Below are 18,765 nucleotides of genomic sequence, written 5' to 3'. Positions count from 1 at the left end.
ACTTCCCTACAACTGTTCAGGTCATCTGATGACTTTTGGCACATTATACCTTATACTAATCAAAAATGTATACATCAGATTTTATTTAACACGCTCACTTTCACTCTAATGATTAGGATCAGGAGGATATATATGAACAACGTATTTCCCGTCAAAAAAGGTGCTGACCTTGTTAAGGATCATCTACTTGAACAGCTGCAGAACGGCTTCTATGCGCCAGGAGATCGGCTCCCTTCGGTCGAATCGCTTGCCAGCCAGTATCAGGTTGGACGATCCACGATACGCGAAGCATTAAGTGCGCTCAAGGCCGTTGGTTGGTTGGATATTCGCCATGGAGGCGGCACTTTCGCTAAAAGGCAGCCGCAAGCATCTGCCGATATGTTGCACAGCTGGCTGGCGGACATCGATTCGTTGCAATCGCTAATTGAAGTTCGCAAAATTATTGAGGTCGGATCAGCTGCGCTAGCCGCCAAGCGGCGTACTGCCGGAGACCTGGACGCAATGGCTGAATGCCTGCAGCTTATGGAGACACATCTCGGAGATGAGGAAGCAAGTGAGCAAGACGATCTGCTGTTCCATGTCCATATTGCGCGCGCGAGCCATAATGAGATTTTGATTCCAATGCTGGAACTGTTACACCAGCAATGCGCCCGCCACATGGGGCACACACGGCGTATGTGGTTGTTTGGTGAACGTTCTACTGCTGCCCAATTACATAAGGAGCATCAGCTCATATACGAAGTTATTGAACAGCAGCAGGAGTCACTAGCCTCCAAGCTGATGTTAGATCATTTGAACAAAGTTGAAGCACTGCTAAATGACCATGCATAAGGAAGAATTATGGGAAGAAGTACGATAAATAGTGCGGTAAGCAGTACGCTAAAAAGATCCCACTACTGAAAAGCAGCTTATTGAACATTCATTTTTTACCATTCGGTAGGTAAAATATTGACGTTTGCTTCCTTGTTGTGATTTAATTTAACTATCGGTAGGTAAATATTATAACTTCAAACAATGGAGGAATAATAAGGAGGCAATCCATTGAAGAAAAAGGAGCTCACAGCCAATCAGCTGCTGGAATCGGCATTCGAATTGTTTGCAAAGCACGGCATTGAAAAAACAAGCTTGGCCATGATCGCCAACGAGGTGGGTATTACAAAGCCATCCATTTATTATCATTTTTCATCCAAAGAAGTACTCGTGCAGCGTGTATTCGACCATATATTTAGCGATTACAAGTTCGCACATTACTTCCCGATTGAGCAATTCCATGCCCATAACTTTGGCGAACTGTTGTATCAAGGGGGGCTTCGTATGATCCCTGAGCCTCATGAAGAAAACTATGCCGCCCTGCGGCTTGTGAATGAGTTTATGTTGTCAGCTGGACGTCAGGAGAACTATGCTCAGCGTCTAATTCATATGCAGCAAGAGTTTCTCGATGGTTTCCATGAACTGCTTCAAAAAGGCGCCAACTTAGGGGTTGTATCGTCTACCCATCTTGAGCCTAAAGCCCATATGCTTGCTCTTGTCATCGATAACATCACGACTTACATGATGATGCAGCTTGAACTCAACTATGAGCAAATCTGGCAGGAAGCCGTTAATCATGTTCTTCTAAGCGGGCGTGATCAGCGATGAACGTTCATTCTCATCGTACCACCCTAGGGTTCTCGTATTTGGACAAATTGCTCATTTGGATTGTCCCCCCCATTTTAGGACTTACGCTTGGCTGGTTTTTGCCATCTGTTGCAAAATGGGCAATTACTCTCCCCTGGGTTCCGCTCAAAGGACCGCTGGAGCTGATTGCCTCTTATACAGGACCGTGGGTGATCGTTGTGACAAGCTGTATTGGCTTGATAGCCGGATTGTGGCTCACTTATGCTGCATTTAATGAAAGTCTAGTCATTTATATCTCCGACCATACAATCTGCATGGCCATCAACGGCAAAGAAGAGGTATTCGCCAAGGAACAGGTATCAACGGGATTTCTCGATGGCAAGCAGCTCGTTCTGATTGGCACGCGGGGACAAGAACTGTATCGAGAGAAACATGAGACCACTGCGCTGAAGGTAGCAGATGCTTTTATACAGCACGGCTATGACTGGTCGCAAGCAGATCCTTTTAGCGACCAGTACAAACGGTGGGTGCCTGACTCGCCTGGACTCCCCCTTGGCGCCAATGCCTTGCTGAAAGCGAGAGAGGTTGCCCTGCAAAGAAAAGAGCAAGAAAACATCAAAGATCTGCACCAAGAGTTGACGAAGCTTGGAATTACTGTACGAGACAAGGATAATCGTCAATACTGGCGCGAACACAAACTGCAATAGCAGAAATCTACTATTGGATCAAGAGTATGATTTTATGATGATAATGTGGAGCCGATCTAGTCTTACATAAGCTAGTTTTACGTAAGAAATCTCCTTATGTCAGAATCGCAGCCTATAGTGAATGAGCACCATCAGCATGTTATTTCTTCATATAGGCTGCTTTGTTATTGTACTTCTATTAATCCTGTACAAAGGATACAATCTATCCGCTCTCCTGCAACTAACCTCACCTTCTGTGCTGGGGCAGAAAGCACAGACACACCAAGCCTGCCAGAGCCAGTCCTCCACTTGCCCCGAGCGACACTGAAAATGCGCGTACATAATCCGTTAGTTGCGCTTCAACGAGAGATCTTCCTAACATGGAAGAAAATAATATACCGATCAAAGCCACGCCAAACGAATTCGCCAAGTAAGTGCATGTCGTAAGCAGGCCAGATCCCGTGCCCGCAGCCTCTTCAGGCACTGCACCAAGCACCACGCTGAAGAGAGGTGTGGTAACCATGCCAAGTCCGAATCCATACACGAGCAGAACAACTATGTTGCGCACATGCAGCATGTGTGAAGCATCGATTTGTATCGACCAGATGAGCAGAAGATTGCCAATTGCCATAAGGAGCGCGCCTATTTTCAACACACGTAGTCCCCACTTCCTAACGATACGCGAGGACACCAGTGAGGTTAAAAAATATCCGATGCCTAAAGGCAGAAAGACCATGCCTGTAGCCTGAACATCCCAATGAAGGCCAAACTGCACATAATAACTTAAAACAAAAAAGAACGAAAACATATTCAAGTAGATGACACTTACAGTAAACAAGCCAACACTAAAGGGACGCAAGCGAAAAATCGTCAAGTCAATCAGTGGGAATCTCCCTAGCTGCCGCTTTCGATTTTCTACCGCAGCAAAAACATTCATCACAGGCAGTGCCAGCAGCATACTGACCCATGTCCACAAGGGCCATCCTTGCTTCTGGCCCTCAGATAACGGGAAGATCAGCATAAACAATCCCGTTATTAGCAGTACAGTTCCTAGCCAATCAATATGCTGCTGCCGATCACCTTGTGTCTCGGGCAAGATTGGCAGGCAGAGCAGCACTAGCAGTCCAAACGGGACATTAAAAAAGAATACCGTGCGCCACCCTAATTCAAACACATTTAAGTTCACAAGCATTCCACCCAATAAGAGCCCAAAAGCAAAACCAACCCCGATCACGGCACCATATATGCCAAATGCCAGCGCTTTTTCTTGCGGTAAAAAGCTGGTCTGCATTAAAGACAATACCTGCGGCTGGATCAGCGCCGCTGCCAATCCTTGCATGATACGAATCACAATTATGATAGTCGGATCGGAAGCTAGACCTCCCAATGCAGCCGTCACTGTAAATGTGATAACCCCGATGACCAACAACCGTTTTCGGCCATACATATCACCGAGCTTCCCACTTACAATTAGCGCCATCGCCAGCCCCAAGGAATATCCCGCCACTATCAGCTGTGCCTCTGAGAAGCTGGCATGAAGACTATTCTGCATGGATGGCAGCGCAACCTGAATCATATAAGTGTTTAACGTAATCAGCAATGTCGGAAGCAGCATCACAGCTAGTGCATACCATCGGCGTGAATCTACTCGCTGTTCCAGTCTGCTGGTTACAGTCGATTCTACGGTTGAATGTGCTGACATTTCAGATCCTCCTTGTGCGTATTGATTCATCATCACCATTATCAACTACGGCATCTTTGTGTTCTACCTAAAGGGGAACTAATTTCCCCTGCAAGCGGAGCGAATGGGAATACAAGGCACACAAAGAACCTCTAAACATATCCATGTCTAGAGGTTCTGTATGCTTATACGTGCTAACTTCAAGTTAAAATTGGCATCATTCAACAGCTTGTGATGCCGTTATTGCCGTTCAAAGCCGCGCTTCATATCCTGCTGTTTCATACGTCTGACGTATTCGCTTGGATTACATCCATAATGCTTGCGGAACATCGTCGTAAAGTTACTAGCATTACTATAGCCAACTGATACGGCTGCCTCCCCTACGTTCATCTGCTCCACTTCCATATGCCACAGCGCTTTTTCCATCCGTTCCCGACGTACAAGCTCAAAAATCGTCATGCCATAGCGTTCACGAAAGCCCTTTTTCAGCTTAAACTCATTAAGTCCCACAAGACGCGCCAGTTGCCTGATCGACAAAGGGTGTTCATAATGGCTGACTATCAATTGCTTGGCATCATGCAGGCGGTCCATATCATTACGTTGAAGATTTAGCTGCGGATTGGTCACTTCAAGCCCGTCGATCTCGCCAAATAACGCGATATACTCCATCGCTTTACTCTCCATATACAACCGCTTCATTGTCCCTGTATATGTGCAATGAATAAGATCAGACACACAGCGTTGAATCGCAGATGAATCGGGAACACGATCAATGCTTCCTTTGTGACGCTGCAGCCAAGTCTCGATCTGATGCTTCTCCAACACATCACCCGCATAATGAAATAATTCACTTGGTTCTAGGCGGATTTCGAGCAGTTGGTGATGAACACCTGCCTTCATTTCCTCGTAAACCTGAACGTCTTCCAGACACAGCACGCCGCTCGTCTCTCGATCAGTATAACTTTCCTTCCCATCCCATTCACAATAAATCTCACCGCTTACGCAATAGCTCAGTTCGAAAATCCCACATGCCTCCTGGATTCGCAGCTTCATATCTTCTTGAAATGTAACATCTGCGTATACAATCTCCATGCCTGGACGAATTCGTGTACGGGTTATACTTCCATTGCCAACAGGTGAAGGAATAGATAGGCGCTGATCCCATGCAGTATGCTGAACTTGACCGTTGACTACTTCTGTAAACTGGTCAAAATAATCATGAATGTTTGTGACAATGACATCCAAGGTCACCACTACACCTACTCTCGGCATGTTTAGATGCTTTGGCTTATGACTAGATATTAATATTGAGAATTATTATCAACTATTGTGTCATTTTTTATAGTAGTGAAGTGGCAGCATGCTGTCAACCATAGACTAGAGACATTATTGATTTCATTTCGCCAGCGTTTGAGTTCAATCATCACTTCATCCGACTTTCTAGTTGTCTCCGGAAAATAAAGTACTAGACTGATCCCTGAAGAAAGAACAGCAGCAGTCATGGACAAAAAATAAAGTTCTACCCTGCTACTATTTTATTGAACTAACGTTCCCCGCTACTTGAATAATTCGTTTTTGAATCTAGCCATCGTCTGTTTGGACAAATTCTCATAGAAAAAGCGCAGGCTCACGATGTTATCATGAAACCAACGCTTATTCGATCAATTCCACATATACGTTCAAATGGTTCTCTGTTAGGAGTACCTTTAATCGATGTAATGGAACTGCTTTAACAACCTTTCCAAGAGCACCGCCGCTTCCACCCGGGTCGTATGCACCAAGGGTGCAAATTGATTAGCGCTGCCCCCTGAACCTACTCAGCCCCATTGGACACCGCGTGATTCCTGCTGGTTACTATTCAAGAAGCGCGTGTCAATTGCGACGCGCCATTCGCTCTATGCCATCAACGGTTACTTGATACTGTTGGTGCGGCAGGTCGTGTCCCATACCATCAATCAACATGAGCTCGGCGCCCGGGATGGCAGAAGCCGTGTCTTCACCACAAGCCGGGACGAACAAGGGATCGTCCGTCCCATGAATGACAAGTACCGGTACTTTTATGGTCGCAAGCCGCGGACGACGGTCACCTGAGACAGCGATAGCAGCAATTTGTCGTCCGACACTGCCTGGATCGTAAGATCGCTGGACTTCCTCCAGAATAAGCGCCCGATAAGCGCCCTCTTCAAACGGATAGCCGGTGCCGGCGATGCGTTTGGCAAAAGTGAGGCTGTGCGCCAAAAATCCTGCTTCATCCTCAAATGGGTTCGGCGCCGGTTTAGTCATCATCGCCATGACATCCGGGGAAGATTGCGGAAGGGCGGGATTACCGGAACTGGACATAATGGAGGTGAGTGAAAGAACCCGGTCGGGGTACTCACTGGCTGCAATCTGAGCGATCATTCCGCCCATCGATCTGCCAACGAAATGTGCCCGGTCAATTGAAAGGGCGTCGAGCAGTCCGATAACGTCGTTGGACATGTCATCGAGAGTGTAAGGGATGTCCGGCCGCTGTCCAGACATGAGAGCAGTCGCCAGTGCGTCAAAATCCAGCGCATGGTAATGGCTAAAGTGCGTCGAGCAGCCTGCGTCGCGATTGTCAAAGCGGATTACGCGAAAGCCCCGGGCTGCTAATATCCGACAAAACGAAACCGTCCATCGGATCATTTGGGTTCCAAGTCCAGCGATGAGGATAATTGCCTCGTCATTTTCGTTACAGAAACTGTCATAGGCCAATTCAATGCCGTTGACTTTCAGGATGTTCATGGTCATATTCTCCTCCAATTAATTTAGATGTCGGATGTTCTACCATAGGCAGAAGGCGTGAATCTTCGATCGCTGCAGTTCGATGTCCGATACCAGCCAGGTAGTCTTGATGACTTGAAAAAGCAAGAAACGACTGCATGCTGCTCTGGCGGATCAGCATGACAAGATCCCATCTTTCTTCTTCGGGCCCAATAAGAAACTCTCCGCCATCGCCAAGAAACATCACTTCACCTCCGCTTTCACGGAGAAATGGGAGGGTGTGCTCAATATAGCGGTTGAAAGCTTCGGCACCACTAATTGGGACATCCGGTGTTAGCTCAGGATTTGTTGTGTAATCGGCAACATCACGAAAACGCAGCAGGTTCAACATGACAATGCTGCCCTCAATGCCTCGCTGCATGAATCTCATGCCAGCCCGTTGCGATGGTTCGATGTAACAAATAGATTCAAACTCCGTCATAGCAGCTCGCCTCCACATGCTTTCATTCATAAGTTCCCTTCAGGGAATGCATTAGTGGCTAATCTTTTGATATAGTTTCTGATATCAGGTGCCCAGTCATCGATGAAGTGGTAAAAACGATCCAAATCACCCGCATACAGTTCCCGCAGAGCTTCTTCGTATTGATGGAAGTTACCAGCCATAGCAGTCATAAAATGATATGTTGCTTCTTGCGACTCCCGTATCTTACTCTGTTCTCCTCCAGCACGGCGAGCCTCATCAACGAGTTTTCGTAATGTTACCGACGCCCCTCCAGGTTGACTCTTGAGCCATTCCCAATGCCGGGGCAATAACGTAACCTCACCGGATACAACCCCCAGCTTGGGTCGACCGGCCCGCCGTGTAGATTGGTGATTTGCTTCCATACTGGTAAAGTCACCAAACTGTTCTCCTAATCGTTTGAGCACGTCATCTGTCTTCCCGCGAAAATCAACATCTATTTGCATCCCCGTGGAATCGTCAAATATAAACAACTGTGTGAGGTCTCTGTCATTCAGAGCATCCTTCACTGTAGAAACAACGTGATGTAACGAACCACTGGCGACGACGCCCACACCCAAAAATGCCGTGCAGTAAAAGCGTGTTTGATCGTTTCTCATACTGTACCTCCTCCTCTGAATCCTGCGTTAATTATACCCGGGTAAAAATAATAAAGTCAATATTACCCGGGTAAAATATATTTTTTCGTTCGTTATGGAAGGAAGACATGCAAAAGACGCGGTCTAAGAGAAACCGCGCTGTTGAGGGCTAGTGTTTGCTTTATGTTGCACATGCTGTTTTTTGTGGCAAAATTGCCTGTTAGGATCTTGCCTTGAAGAAATCGCAGACATGCTGAAAATTCCCGTTGATTCAGTGAAATTCAGGCATCATCTGGCACTGAAAGAACTCCGGAAACGTTTCGACAGGACGGTAGGAGACGTGTATGTCCATTGACAGGGAATTGCGTGAAGTACTTCGCCAGGTGGCAGCTTCGATGCAATGCCCACCCACCCGATTTGAATGGTCGTGTCCGACCGTCCTATCAACACTATGTAAACGAAAAGAAAGGTAGGTCTCCCATAAAAAATGCCTGCTGGCAGGCATGGCCATAGTAGCCATCCTGATTCCGTCTTCCGTATTTGCTGCTTTCTATCTGGCCGATGCAAAAGGCAAGCTTACGGAAGACAAATTCAAGGAGTATATGGACCTGTTCAAGCAGTTGATGCAATTAAAGCGGAAGATCACCGATGAAAATGGGGTCAACAAAAAAAGACCGGATCGCCCGGTCTTTCATTGCTCACGCTATAATACTGCTACTCCTCTGCCTGCTTCCGAATACGGTACGTACAGCGCTTGCCTTGCTTAGCCAGACATTCAATTCGTTCCACATCTGTATCAAGCAGCTCACGGAACAAATTCAGCTCGCAAGCGCAAGGCTCTTCATATCGATCCGCTACTTGCGCAATCGGACAATTGTATTCATGCAGCAGCCAGCTGCCGTCTTCTAACTGTTCGGTCTCTACCATGTATCCATTAGAGTCCTGGATAGAACCAAGCTCTAGAACTCGCTCGTCCAAGCTCTTAGCTTCCATTCTTGGCTCGTATTTGCGAAGCAGCGTACGCTGTCTACCTGTAAATAGCTTGCCGACTCCATCGTCTGCTCCTGTTCCCCAAGACTGCATCTCATTCAACAGATCAAGTACGAGTTGATGATACTGCTTCGGGAAGCGCTCATCCCCTTCTGCTGACAGTCGGTAAAGCTGCAACGGCCTGCCCATCGGCTGACGAACCTGTTCCGTATCCAGCACTTGGTCATCAACCAATTGATATAGATGCCGTCGAACCCCCATCTCAGTTAAGCCAAGACGTTCTGCAAGCTGTGCAGCCGACATGGGCCCGTTAGTCTTCAGCAAAGTGAGCAGCAATCCGCGTGTTGACGGTTTACGTTCTGCTCGTTTCAATTGCATTCACCTTTTTATATACAAAATAGTACCGTCATTGTAACGTATCTTCAATCGCTTGTAAATCGCGGCATTTATACAACCAACCCTGTATTACACGAGTTCACGTTCCAAATAACTCCTTACCGAAGCTGCAAATTGAGGCATCAGTCCGCTTAACTGCTGAACAGTCGGGTGCAGCCCCGTGCGTTCCCAATCCGCAAACGATTGAACCAACGGCTTCCGCAGTTGGACGAGCTCCCGCATCCCAGTATGTACCTCTTCATTCAGCACACCCTCTTGCGCGATAATGTCGATAATATCCTCGTAGCTGCTTGCATCCCGCATAATAAAGCCGTCGATCAGCAAGCTCCCTACATCTGTCACGATTTCAATGGCAAGATGAAGTGCACGCTCCTGAGCAAGATGGTTCACAACAGAGTTGTTCCAATTCTGTTTCAGATCTTGAGCAGCATCCATAAGGACGGGAATTTGCTTCAATCGATTCTCAATCTGTTCACGATCGACATAATACATTGACGGAACCTCCTTCACAAGATGTATGCTTCTATTATGAAGCATGCCTGGACCGTTTCCTATAGGGTCAACTAAAAAAGGGCCTTCCGAATGAAAGCCCTCTTCCTGCTATCAGATGAACTTATTTCACTACTAAGTAAGATACCATTGTATCATGACCCGCCCCACACATAACTGAACAATGAATCTTATATTTGCCTGGCTTGTCAAATGTAATGTCTTTCTCCATTGCGCCATCTTTCAGATCAATCTTAAGCTCTTCAATTGCCGCGCCATGTACCCCGGACTTGTTCACAAGCTTCAGGCGGACTTTCTCTCCGACCTTAACTTCGTACTCTGGCTTATCGAACTTGAAGTCGCTGGTGGCTTGCAGTTTAACAAGAGTCATGCCTTCCGGTGCCGTTTCCTCAACAGGCGGCTTCGGCATATTAAACAGCATCAGTCCAGCGGCCAACAGGCACGCAATGCTGAATAACACAAACATCGCCCATTTCTGCATAACTGTCATACGCCCCTTTGTCAATTACATTTATCACCTATAATATTACAAAATGTTTCCTAATCCCTACAACCTAAACTTGTAAAAAACATGTCCAAAATTTTCTTTTGTGACAGAATGATGAACATCAGTTGCAGGTTAAACCCGCTGAATGTCCGATCCACTTAAACAGGATTTATATTTGTGCTATCGATGAATAAGTGTCTCTTTACTTGAATTGGATTGTAATCTGCATTTTATAGATATGTATACTTTTTCTTGTAGTTTCCCCTATCTCTTAAATATCTAAACGGTTAAGCTTACTTAAAGACTAAGCGCTGCACCTTGTCCCTATTACCTTTTCACAACTTATCATTTTGGCCTGTTCAAAAAGAAATGACAAGATAAGGTGACCCAAAACAGCCAATCTGCTGTTTATATGGTCATAGATTCTTGTCATTCCAATCTATGTGAAGTTCCGGACTAACCAATACTAGATAGAACAGTGTCAAAGCCCTATGACTTAAAGCCGGAACGGATAAGTTTGCTGCTGCAGGTTGAACACAATAAAGTTTATTTATCCTCTTTATTCGTTGCATCCTGCTTAAGCGTAGCGATGACTCGCTTGACTGCATCTGGGAGCGGAAGTCCGATGCGTCCATAGTTTTCAGTAATGCTGATCAATTCGTTAGCCATGTAAAATGAGATCGCCCCATTCATCACCCAAGTCGTAGCAAACACAACATCCATGTGATGTGCTAATGTGATAATAAGCAGCATTAGCCCTTTTTTGGCCAATCCCCAGTAACCAATGAGACTGTTAAGCCCTGTACCTGACTTTAATGAAGCGACAATGCCGGAAATGTAGTCGATCGATATCGTTATCAAAAATAAAGTCAACAATTGGCTCCACTCCCCGAACATAAAGGTGATGACAACACCGAAGGCTCCGCACACACTATTTAATATCGTCTGTTTCATATCTCGGTCCTCCTTCTTAGCGAGATATTGTATCGTATGCGATCTTGTCCAATACGGCACGGCACCTGCAGCCCGGGATATGCAAAAAACCTCTATTTTCTTCATCGTTAGCGAACTTTCACCAGCGAATCAAAAATAGAGGCTTATATCGTGCAGCCAAGTTATTAATATTTACACAGCAGTGTGTTATGACGGTTTCTTATTTGAAGAAGTTAGGCAAGTATGCTTTGTTTGCCTCCAGCATCTCATCCAACAACTTCTCTGCAACAGCTACCGATGGCACCAATGGATGATGTACCATAGCTTGCAGGGCAATGCCGCGATCACCCGTTACGGCTGCTTCAATCGTAAGCTGTTCATATACTTTGACAGCGTGCAGCAGACCTTTAATATGATCCGGAACCCGCTTCGGAGGAAGCGCTGTCGGCCCTTGCGCAGTGACGACGCAGTTAACTTCTATACTGGCATCCTGCGGCAGGAAATCGTAAATATTGCCGTTTGGTACATTTAGCGTCTGTATATCACGACGATCGCTGTAGATAGATGTCATCAAGTTAACCGCTGCTTCAGAGTAATAAGCGCCACCGCGCTGCTCCAACTGCTTCGGCTTTTCTTTTAGGTTTTCATCCTTATACAGTTCGAACAACTCGGTCTCTACGCGGCTGACGACATCGGCACGTGTGCCGTTTTTGTCCATCGCTTCCTTCATCTCGTCGAACATGATATCCGTCATATAGAAATATTTCAAATAATACGTAGGAATCGCACCCAATGACTGCAGGAATCTTTGATCCCAGCCCGTTGTAGGCACATTTTTAGCCGTATACGTCGTGCCGCCTTCCAGCAACTCATGCAGCTTCTCCTCGCCCTTTACGACAGCAGAAGTCACCCAGTGCAAGTGATTGATACCGACAAATTCAGGCAGTACCTCTTGCTCACTGACGCCATATTGCTCAGCTAGAAACTTCTGCACATTAACCGGGGAGTTGCAAAGGCCGATTGACTTTACTTTGCTGTGCTTGGTTACCGCTTCAGTGACGATACCAGCCGGATTCGTAAAGTTAAGCATCCAAGCGTTAGGAGCCAGCTCCTCAATATCGCGACAAATGTCCAGTATGACAGGGATTGTGCGCAGCGCTTTCATCATTCCGCCTGGGCCAGTCGTCTCTTGACCAATCACACCATGGGTAATCGGGATGTGTTCATCGCGCTTGCGTGCTTCAAGCAGTCCAACACGGATTTGCGTCGACACAAAGTCCGCATCTTTAATTGCCTCTCTGCGATCCAACGTCAAATGAACTTCTATTGGCAATCCTGATTGCTGAACCATACGCTTTGCCAAGTTGCCCACGATATCAAGCTTGTGCTTCCCTTGCTCAATATCGACTAGCCATAATTCACGAACAGGCATCTTGTCATAGTTGCGAATGAATCCTTCAACGATTTCTGGCGTGTAAGAGGAACCGCCGCCGATCACTGCAATTTTTAATCCGGATTGTTGCGTCATGCTTATCGCCTCCACGTAGTGTACGTTATTAGAATGTAAAAGCCTTTAGCTTTGCTTCCGTCTCCGGGGTGATGGTTATACCGTCCATTTCCATCGCACTCATTAAGGAACCGACTACAGGGTCTGTTGTCAACCGTACACAGCGGGCATATGGTGCCTGCTCTGCAACGATGCGCTCAATGGCATCAGACAAGTGTGTGCTGGCTCCCTTGTTTAATACACTGCCGATATAGACGATATCAAACGTATCTTCAACCATATTCAAACGCCGGATAAAAGTACATACCGCATTGCCAAGCTCTGCACCTTCACGATCCAGAATCTCGATCGCAAGCGGATCGCCTTGCTGAGCTGCTGTAAACAACGTCTTCACCAGGTCAAGTGGAATGGAGCGCCTACCATAGAGGACGTCCTCATATAGTTCATCAACGCTGCTGTATCCCATATGTCCAAGCACAAGTTCTGTAAGTACCGTCGCAGGTCCCCTTCCATCCCAAGCTCTAATGACGGCACGAAACGCCAACATAGCAAGACTCGATCCTGCTCCGTAGCTGTCTCCGTACATAAACCCGAAGCCGCCATACTGCAGTTCTTCTCCGTTCCGGTTGCGTGCAGCGGCATTAAAACCTGTGCCGCATATAATCGCCGCTCCGTAAGACTTGTTTGTACCCGCGCGCATGCCGATCATCGTATCACACGTAATCTGATAATTCGCGAATTCCAAATCTGCGATCATAGGCCTCAATATCTCATAGTCTGGCTCTCGGTCTGCTCCTGCCAGACCAAAATAGGCATAAGACACTTGTTCCCTGGTTATACCCGCTTCCTGAAGAGCCGCGTCACATGCCGCTCGAATATTGTTAGCCGCCACATTACGGTTTACTTGATGATTGCCGTTACCCGCGAGGCCTTTGCCAAGCACGTTGCCGTACATATCTGTGAGGACGGCGTGGGTCTTGCTTCCTCCGGCGTCTACACCTAAGTAGATGCTCATCCATACCTCTCCTATAACTCAAAGTTGGGCGTTTCCGTTGCATGGCATGAATATCGGTTAACGCTTACACCTTTAAAGATACACCCATTTACACCTTACCACTACTACTAAACAAGTAAGGACTAATACAATATTACTGACTTTTGTTCAATTAAATTGTAATTTGACTCCGCACATCACTTGGCGACGTGCCGATATGATGTTTGAACAGCCTATTAAAGTTAGATAAATTACGGAATCCACACTGTTCTGCGATATCGATAATCTTCTCATCTGATGACTCTAATAGATGGACGGCACGTGTTAGTCGTAATTGTATCAGATAATTAAGAGGTGACGTCCCGACCACCTGCTGGAACAGCGCACTAAATCGGGACGGGCTGAGATGTGCCTGTTCGGCCAACTCTTGCAGAGTCCAATTGTACGTAAGATTTATTTCCATCATATGAATCACTTCCTTCAGCACATGCATGCCACGGTGTTTCATAGGTGAATATTTCTGATCCTTCAGCTGTAGGCGCCGGTTCACAAGTGCTAAAAACCGGGTGAGGTCGCTCCTGATCATGGTGATATAAGAGATGTCCTCTCTTCTGCCTTCATCCATCATCCTTATAAATAACGTTTGTAAATCTTCAGCGGCAGGATGATCTTTACCAATGAGATTCGCAAATGAAGTGCCCATCTCTCGAAAAGGACGCATCAACTCCGGATCATACCGAAGATCAACCGCAAGTATAGAAGGATCGAACATGATAATATCCATTATAAGATTGTCCATCTCAAAGGCACGGTGCAGATCATCTGAATTAATCAAGATAAGGTCCCCTGCCTGAAATTGAATTTTGAGGCCATTGATTACATAGAACCCAGTACCCTCACGAATATAGTTAAGCTCTAATGCATGATGCCAATGCAAGCGCTGAAAGCCTGGACTTACCCCTTCTGTGGACGTCGTGAGCAGCGGGAAAGAACTGCTAGGGAATTCAATATCGTCACGTAGTATCGCTTGTGGTTTATCCATCGTAAGACTCCTTCTCATAAAATGAATATTCAAACATGCTCCGGACCTAAACTTACTCTCTACTTCCTTTATACTTCTTGATGAGCGACATGACAATGTACAAATACATGCAGGAAGTCACACAGGAAAGAACGATCAAGTAGAGGGAAGATCAAATCCTCTCCATGAGCGCCAATTATATCCTGTCCAATTAACCGCCGAACACAGTATCATTAGATAGAGACGATGGCATTACAAGCTGCTGATCCTAATAAGGGGTTAATAGAAATGAATGAAAAGCACAAATATCAAATCATCATGCACGGCATTACAAGTAATAACGTAGCTAAAACCTGCAAGGAGTTTGGTATTTCCCGCACCATTTATTATCAATGGTATAACGCTTATATAGCGCACGGGATGGAGGGACTTGCTGAGAAGACAAGACGAAGCCCGAATATGCCGAATCAGGTGGATAAGAGTACGGAGAAGCGTATCTTGCAGCATGCTGCAAAGTTCCCTGAAGATGGACCTAAACGGATAAGTTATGAATTGCAGGATGAGGGAATAAATGTTGGAGAATCAGGTATATACAATGTGCTGCGACGCAACAGGTTAAGCAAGAGGAAAGAACGAGAAGCTTACGCCGAAGAAGTTAGACAAATAAAACGAAGTAATGGAGCCTCAGCTCCCAAGCGTCGTCAGTATAAGCCGCAGACATTGGACTTTAAGATGACACAAGCATCCCATGCGCATCCAGGATATATGTGTCTTCAAAGTATCACGTACATGGGCGAATTCCCTAAGATAGGAAGAGTATACCAATATGTGATCTATGATGTCTACTCTCGATTAGTGCTAGTCAAGCTGTATAATCGTAAGGACACCATTCATATTATCGATTTTATGCAATTTAAAGTTATTCCGTTGATCAAAACCTTTCATTTTAGAATTGAACACTTAGTAACCAATAAGAGTCTAGAATTCACAACCAACTGGGAGATGGGAACCCACAAATATACAGAGCTTCTCCATAAGTATAACATTCAGCAAATCACAGTAACAGCTGGCAACAAAGAAGTGTTCCTGCCATTAGATCAATTTCTGACCGTTTTGACACAAGAATTCTATGAACATACCTGGATAGATGATAAAATTGATTCCTTCGAAGTACTGGAGAAACGGCTAGCGGAGTATATGAATAAGTACAACTTTAGCAGACCAATTACAGATGGGCCAAATCAGGGGAAAATACCCTCGGATGTAGTACTGGAGTATAACAACCAGAAAGAACTGTTTCCTCTATGGCTGTTTACAAGGAGATAACAAGTAATGGCACGTGCGACCTACGATCAAGAAATTGCAATTATCGGAGCGGGCATCTCTGGTATGACTATCGCCCATGAATTAGCCCAGAAAGGCTACACCCGCATTACGATTCTAGAACAGGAAGATCGTGTAGGCGGTAAATGTCACTCTATTGAGTATAAATCAAAAACGTATGAAATGGGAACACTTATCGGCCTGCCTTCCTACAAGCATACACAGGAACTAATGGCAGAGTATGGACTAACAGACAAAGGCCCCCTGCTGGAGCGTGGATTTTTTAACAAGCATGGCAGTAAGACATCTCAAATTCCGTTGGACCAGATTGAAGCTTTTACTGAACAGTTCAAACGGCTTCCGAATCTGCTTAGTCAATACGACTGCTTGAAAGAGCCCGGCTTTCTTCGGCTGCCAGAAGAATTGTGCCAGCCTTTTGCTTCCTGGTGTGAAGTACACGACCTTACTGTCATTCAACAAGTTTATATGCACTACTTTAGTACATTTGGTTTTGGAAGCGTCGACGAAGTTCCCGCTGCTTATGTTTTGAAATTTTTAAACTTTGATAATCTATTATCCTTTATCGAAATTACGCATATGATCACATGGCCGCAAGGTGCAAATGCACTGATCAAGCGTATGGCAGATCGAATTGACGACTTGCGCCTCACCTGTTCCGTACAGTATATGGAATTAGGTTCAGATGGACGGGTTCGAGTGGAAACCAATCAAGGAACGTTTTACTTTGATCACGTTATTTACACCTCTTCTCTGCACCATGCCCGTCATTTGCTGTCTTTGTCCCCTGCAGAACAGCAGCTGATGGAACAGGTTACATATGAACGTTTCCGGGTGTATGCCTACAGAGTAGAAGGTATACCAGAGTTATCCGGTTATATACCGGACAATATGTCGTCCGACCGCAAGGGCCATATGATGGCATGGTATTATCGATGGACGGATGAAGAAAATACAGATCTGATTACAGTATATGTGATGGAAAATGAAGACATGAGCGATCAACAAATGCGTGAGACTGTCGAGGAGGAACTCCGCAAGTTAGGCGGAACCCATATACGACTTTACATGATCAAGCAGTGGGAGCACTTCCCGCATGTCAATTCAGCAGCATTGCGTGCAGGATTCTATGATCAGCTGGACCGATTGCAAGGTAAGCAGCATATATACTATGCAGGGGAAATTATGAATTTTCCTACGCTCGAAAACTGTATCATCTATGCAAAATATCTCGTTAATCGTTTTTTCTAACTTTAACATTTAACACAAAAGCACAACAACCGAACGAGGAATAATCGTTTCGCTTGCTGTGCTTTTGTGTTGTATACAACATCGACTTCAAGTTGTTCGATTGCACCCGTGGGCGATTGGTCAACCATACTTGCCGTTCTTCCGGGTTCAGCTATTGTTACAGGAAAACCCACTTGAGACTAGAACTGCAAAATATCGTGTATTTTCCTTACTATAGCAAGCTTTTAGGCATGGATTGGACCTTTTTTTTACTTTCAAGTTGTGTTGACACTCTACTCGCTGTCTTTCCTAATCTGGTCGCGGAATCACCTGATAAGTCAGTGTGTCTCGCAAGTTTAGTTATCGATAACGCTGATACTCTCCAGTTGAAGCATGTTTCCGAGAGCTGTTCCTTTACTCATTATGCATAAATATTAAGTGTAAACCCATCTTTAAATAAGACTCTTAAAACGTTGATGTATCAAGCTCATTCCGGATTTGCTGGATCTAAAACGCTTGTATATATTCAAGGTATAGAACGATACATAATAACATTCTAGGGGAGGGTTACATATGTTTTTATTTGAATCCATACCATGGTACTCCGCACTCATGTGGCTTGTCGTATTAGGCGGCTTGATTTTTGTTAATGAGCTAGCTCGCTTAAACAAGTGGATTGCCTTAACCTTATTCTTGTTCCTGCCAATTGTGCTCACCGTCGCAGTATGGCCAACAACTGCTGGCGAAGGCTCCAGTACAGGGACATGGTTCCATTGGGTAAAAGTATACTCTGCGTTAGCTGGATGTCTTGGCTTTATGGCGCTACGTTACGTGAAAGGCTGGAGCGACAATAAATATTTGTTAATGTTCCCGCCTGTCATTCTTGCCATCAACATTATGGAAGCCGTCATTCGTGACTTCCAAGTGTCTGGTCTGAACGGCATGATTGATGGGGTAATGATGATTGGTGGACCTTGGAATATCATGAACGGTATTGCGGGCATTCTGAACATCATTACAATCTCAGGCTGGATGGGAATCGTCATCAGTAAAGACAAGCATAAAGATATGCTGTGGCCAGATCAGCTCTGGTTCTGGATTATTGCTTATGATCTCTGGAACTTTGCCTACGTGTATAACTGTGTGTCCGATCACTCCTTCTATGCAGGCGCAGCCTTGCTGATCTCATGTACGATTCCTGCTTTCTTTATGAAAAAAGGCGCATGGTTACAACATCGGGCGCATACATTGGCCATTTGGATGATGTTTACAATGTCCTTCCCAATGTTTGTTGGTGAGTCGAAGTTCGCCGTGCAATCTTCGCACAGCGAAACGGCCCTTTGGGTCGTAAGCGCGATCTCCTTAGCTGCTAATATTGCAGTCTTTGTATACCATATTTACAAAATAACGAAACATAAACGGAATCCGCTGAAAGTTGAAGTATATACCGATCTGGCTGCTTACAAAGCGATTGCAGAGGGTCATAAGTAAACGATCGAGTGAACATATGAAATGCCGGATCAGAGGGTTGG

The 18,765-nt window shown here is 45.6% G+C and carries 18 protein-coding genes; 6 read left to right on the top strand and 12 right to left on the bottom strand.

Annotated features, from left to right (window positions below; all coding sequences use genetic code 11):
* Positions 1-132 precede the first annotated feature (132 nt).
* The 3 genes from QP775_RS16320 to QP775_RS16310 all read left to right on the top strand — a co-directional run bounded on the left by QP775_RS16320 (position 133) and on the right by QP775_RS16310 (position 2,324).
* Entirely contained in the window at positions 133-831 is a 699-nt protein-coding gene (locus QP775_RS16320) for a FadR/GntR family transcriptional regulator (RefSeq protein WP_285107595.1), read from the top strand.
* A 210-nt stretch (positions 832-1,041) separates the two neighbouring features.
* Positions 1,042-1,638: a TetR/AcrR family transcriptional regulator gene (locus QP775_RS16315; RefSeq protein ID WP_285107593.1), complete on the top strand. Its 597-nt coding sequence runs from the start codon at positions 1,042-1,044 to the stop codon at positions 1,636-1,638.
* Positions 1,635-2,324, top strand: a complete 690-nt coding sequence (locus QP775_RS16310; RefSeq protein WP_285107591.1) for a YqeB family protein — start codon at positions 1,635-1,637, stop codon at positions 2,322-2,324. Before QP775_RS16315 ends, QP775_RS16310 begins: the two co-directional genes overlap by 4 nt.
* Before the next feature lie 226 nt (positions 2,325-2,550).
* On the opposite strand, the gene QP775_RS16305 is transcribed toward QP775_RS16310, so the two are convergent.
* The 12 genes from QP775_RS16305 to QP775_RS16250 form a co-directional block, all read right to left on the bottom strand.
* Entirely contained in the window at positions 2,551-4,005 is a 1,455-nt protein-coding gene (locus QP775_RS16305) for an MFS transporter (RefSeq protein ID WP_285107589.1), read from the bottom strand.
* Between the two features lie 219 nt (positions 4,006-4,224).
* Positions 4,225-5,256 (bottom strand): helix-turn-helix domain-containing protein, encoded by a 1,032-nt coding sequence (locus QP775_RS16300; RefSeq protein ID WP_285107587.1) that lies wholly within the window; start codon positions 5,254-5,256, stop codon positions 4,225-4,227.
* A gap of 600 nt (positions 5,257-5,856) precedes the next feature.
* Entirely contained in the window at positions 5,857-6,747 is an 891-nt protein-coding gene (locus tag QP775_RS16295) for an alpha/beta fold hydrolase (RefSeq protein WP_285107585.1), read from the bottom strand.
* Positions 6,719-7,207, bottom strand: a complete 489-nt coding sequence (locus QP775_RS16290) for a DUF1330 domain-containing protein (protein WP_285107583.1) — start codon at positions 7,205-7,207, stop codon at positions 6,719-6,721. Before QP775_RS16290 ends, QP775_RS16295 begins: the two co-directional genes overlap by 29 nt.
* A gap of 26 nt (positions 7,208-7,233) precedes the next feature.
* Entirely contained in the window at positions 7,234-7,845 is a 612-nt protein-coding gene (locus QP775_RS16285; RefSeq protein WP_285107581.1) for a DUF2239 family protein, read from the bottom strand.
* Between the two features lie 693 nt (positions 7,846-8,538).
* Positions 8,539-9,192, bottom strand: coding sequence for a helix-turn-helix transcriptional regulator (locus tag QP775_RS16280; protein WP_239326467.1), 654 nt, complete (start codon positions 9,190-9,192; stop codon positions 8,539-8,541).
* An 87-nt stretch (positions 9,193-9,279) separates the two neighbouring features.
* The gene (locus QP775_RS16275) at positions 9,280-9,702 is read right to left on the bottom strand and encodes a DUF86 domain-containing protein (RefSeq protein WP_285107578.1); all 423 of its coding nucleotides are present in this window, start codon (positions 9,700-9,702) and stop codon (positions 9,280-9,282) included.
* Between the two features lie 121 nt (positions 9,703-9,823).
* A complete protein-coding gene (locus tag QP775_RS16270; protein ID WP_350338980.1) occupies positions 9,824-10,225 on the bottom strand; it encodes a cupredoxin domain-containing protein in 402 nt (133 codons plus the stop codon).
* Between the two features lie 528 nt (positions 10,226-10,753).
* Positions 10,754-11,161: a phage holin family protein gene (locus tag QP775_RS16265; protein ID WP_239326463.1), complete on the bottom strand. Its 408-nt coding sequence runs from the start codon at positions 11,159-11,161 to the stop codon at positions 10,754-10,756.
* A 199-nt stretch (positions 11,162-11,360) separates the two neighbouring features.
* Positions 11,361-12,668, bottom strand: a complete 1,308-nt coding sequence (locus tag QP775_RS16260) for a 6-phospho-beta-glucosidase (protein ID WP_285107576.1) — start codon at positions 12,666-12,668, stop codon at positions 11,361-11,363.
* A 28-nt stretch (positions 12,669-12,696) separates the two neighbouring features.
* Positions 12,697-13,662, bottom strand: coding sequence for an N-acetylglucosamine kinase (locus QP775_RS16255; protein WP_285107574.1), 966 nt, complete (start codon positions 13,660-13,662; stop codon positions 12,697-12,699).
* 151 nt (positions 13,663-13,813) lie between these two features.
* Positions 13,814-14,683 (bottom strand): AraC family transcriptional regulator, encoded by an 870-nt coding sequence (locus QP775_RS16250; RefSeq protein ID WP_239326458.1) that lies wholly within the window; start codon positions 14,681-14,683, stop codon positions 13,814-13,816.
* Positions 14,684-14,950: 267 nt separating this feature from the next.
* Here QP775_RS16250 and QP775_RS16245 point away from each other — a divergent pair, with 267 nt between their 5' ends.
* The 3 genes from QP775_RS16245 (at position 14,951) to QP775_RS16235 (ending at position 18,724) form a co-directional block, all read left to right on the top strand.
* Positions 14,951-15,988, top strand: a complete 1,038-nt coding sequence (locus QP775_RS16245; protein ID WP_239326456.1) for a helix-turn-helix domain-containing protein — start codon at positions 14,951-14,953, stop codon at positions 15,986-15,988.
* A gap of 6 nt (positions 15,989-15,994) precedes the next feature.
* The gene (locus tag QP775_RS16240) at positions 15,995-17,254 is read left to right on the top strand and encodes a flavin monoamine oxidase family protein (protein ID WP_285107571.1); all 1,260 of its coding nucleotides are present in this window, start codon (positions 15,995-15,997) and stop codon (positions 17,252-17,254) included.
* A gap of 552 nt (positions 17,255-17,806) precedes the next feature.
* Positions 17,807-18,724 carry a DUF5692 family protein gene (locus tag QP775_RS16235; RefSeq protein WP_285107568.1) on the top strand — a complete coding sequence of 306 codons (918 nt, stop codon included), beginning with the start codon at positions 17,807-17,809 and terminating at the stop codon, positions 18,722-18,724.
* The last annotated feature ends 41 nt before the right edge of the window (positions 18,725-18,765 follow it).

Source organism: Paenibacillus sp. UMB4589-SE434 (assembly GCF_030226685.1).
Lineage (GTDB): Bacteria > Bacillota > Bacilli > Paenibacillales > Paenibacillaceae > Paenibacillus_B.
Note: the sequence above shows the minus strand (reverse complement) of the source record. Positions and strands in the feature narration are given on the sequence as shown.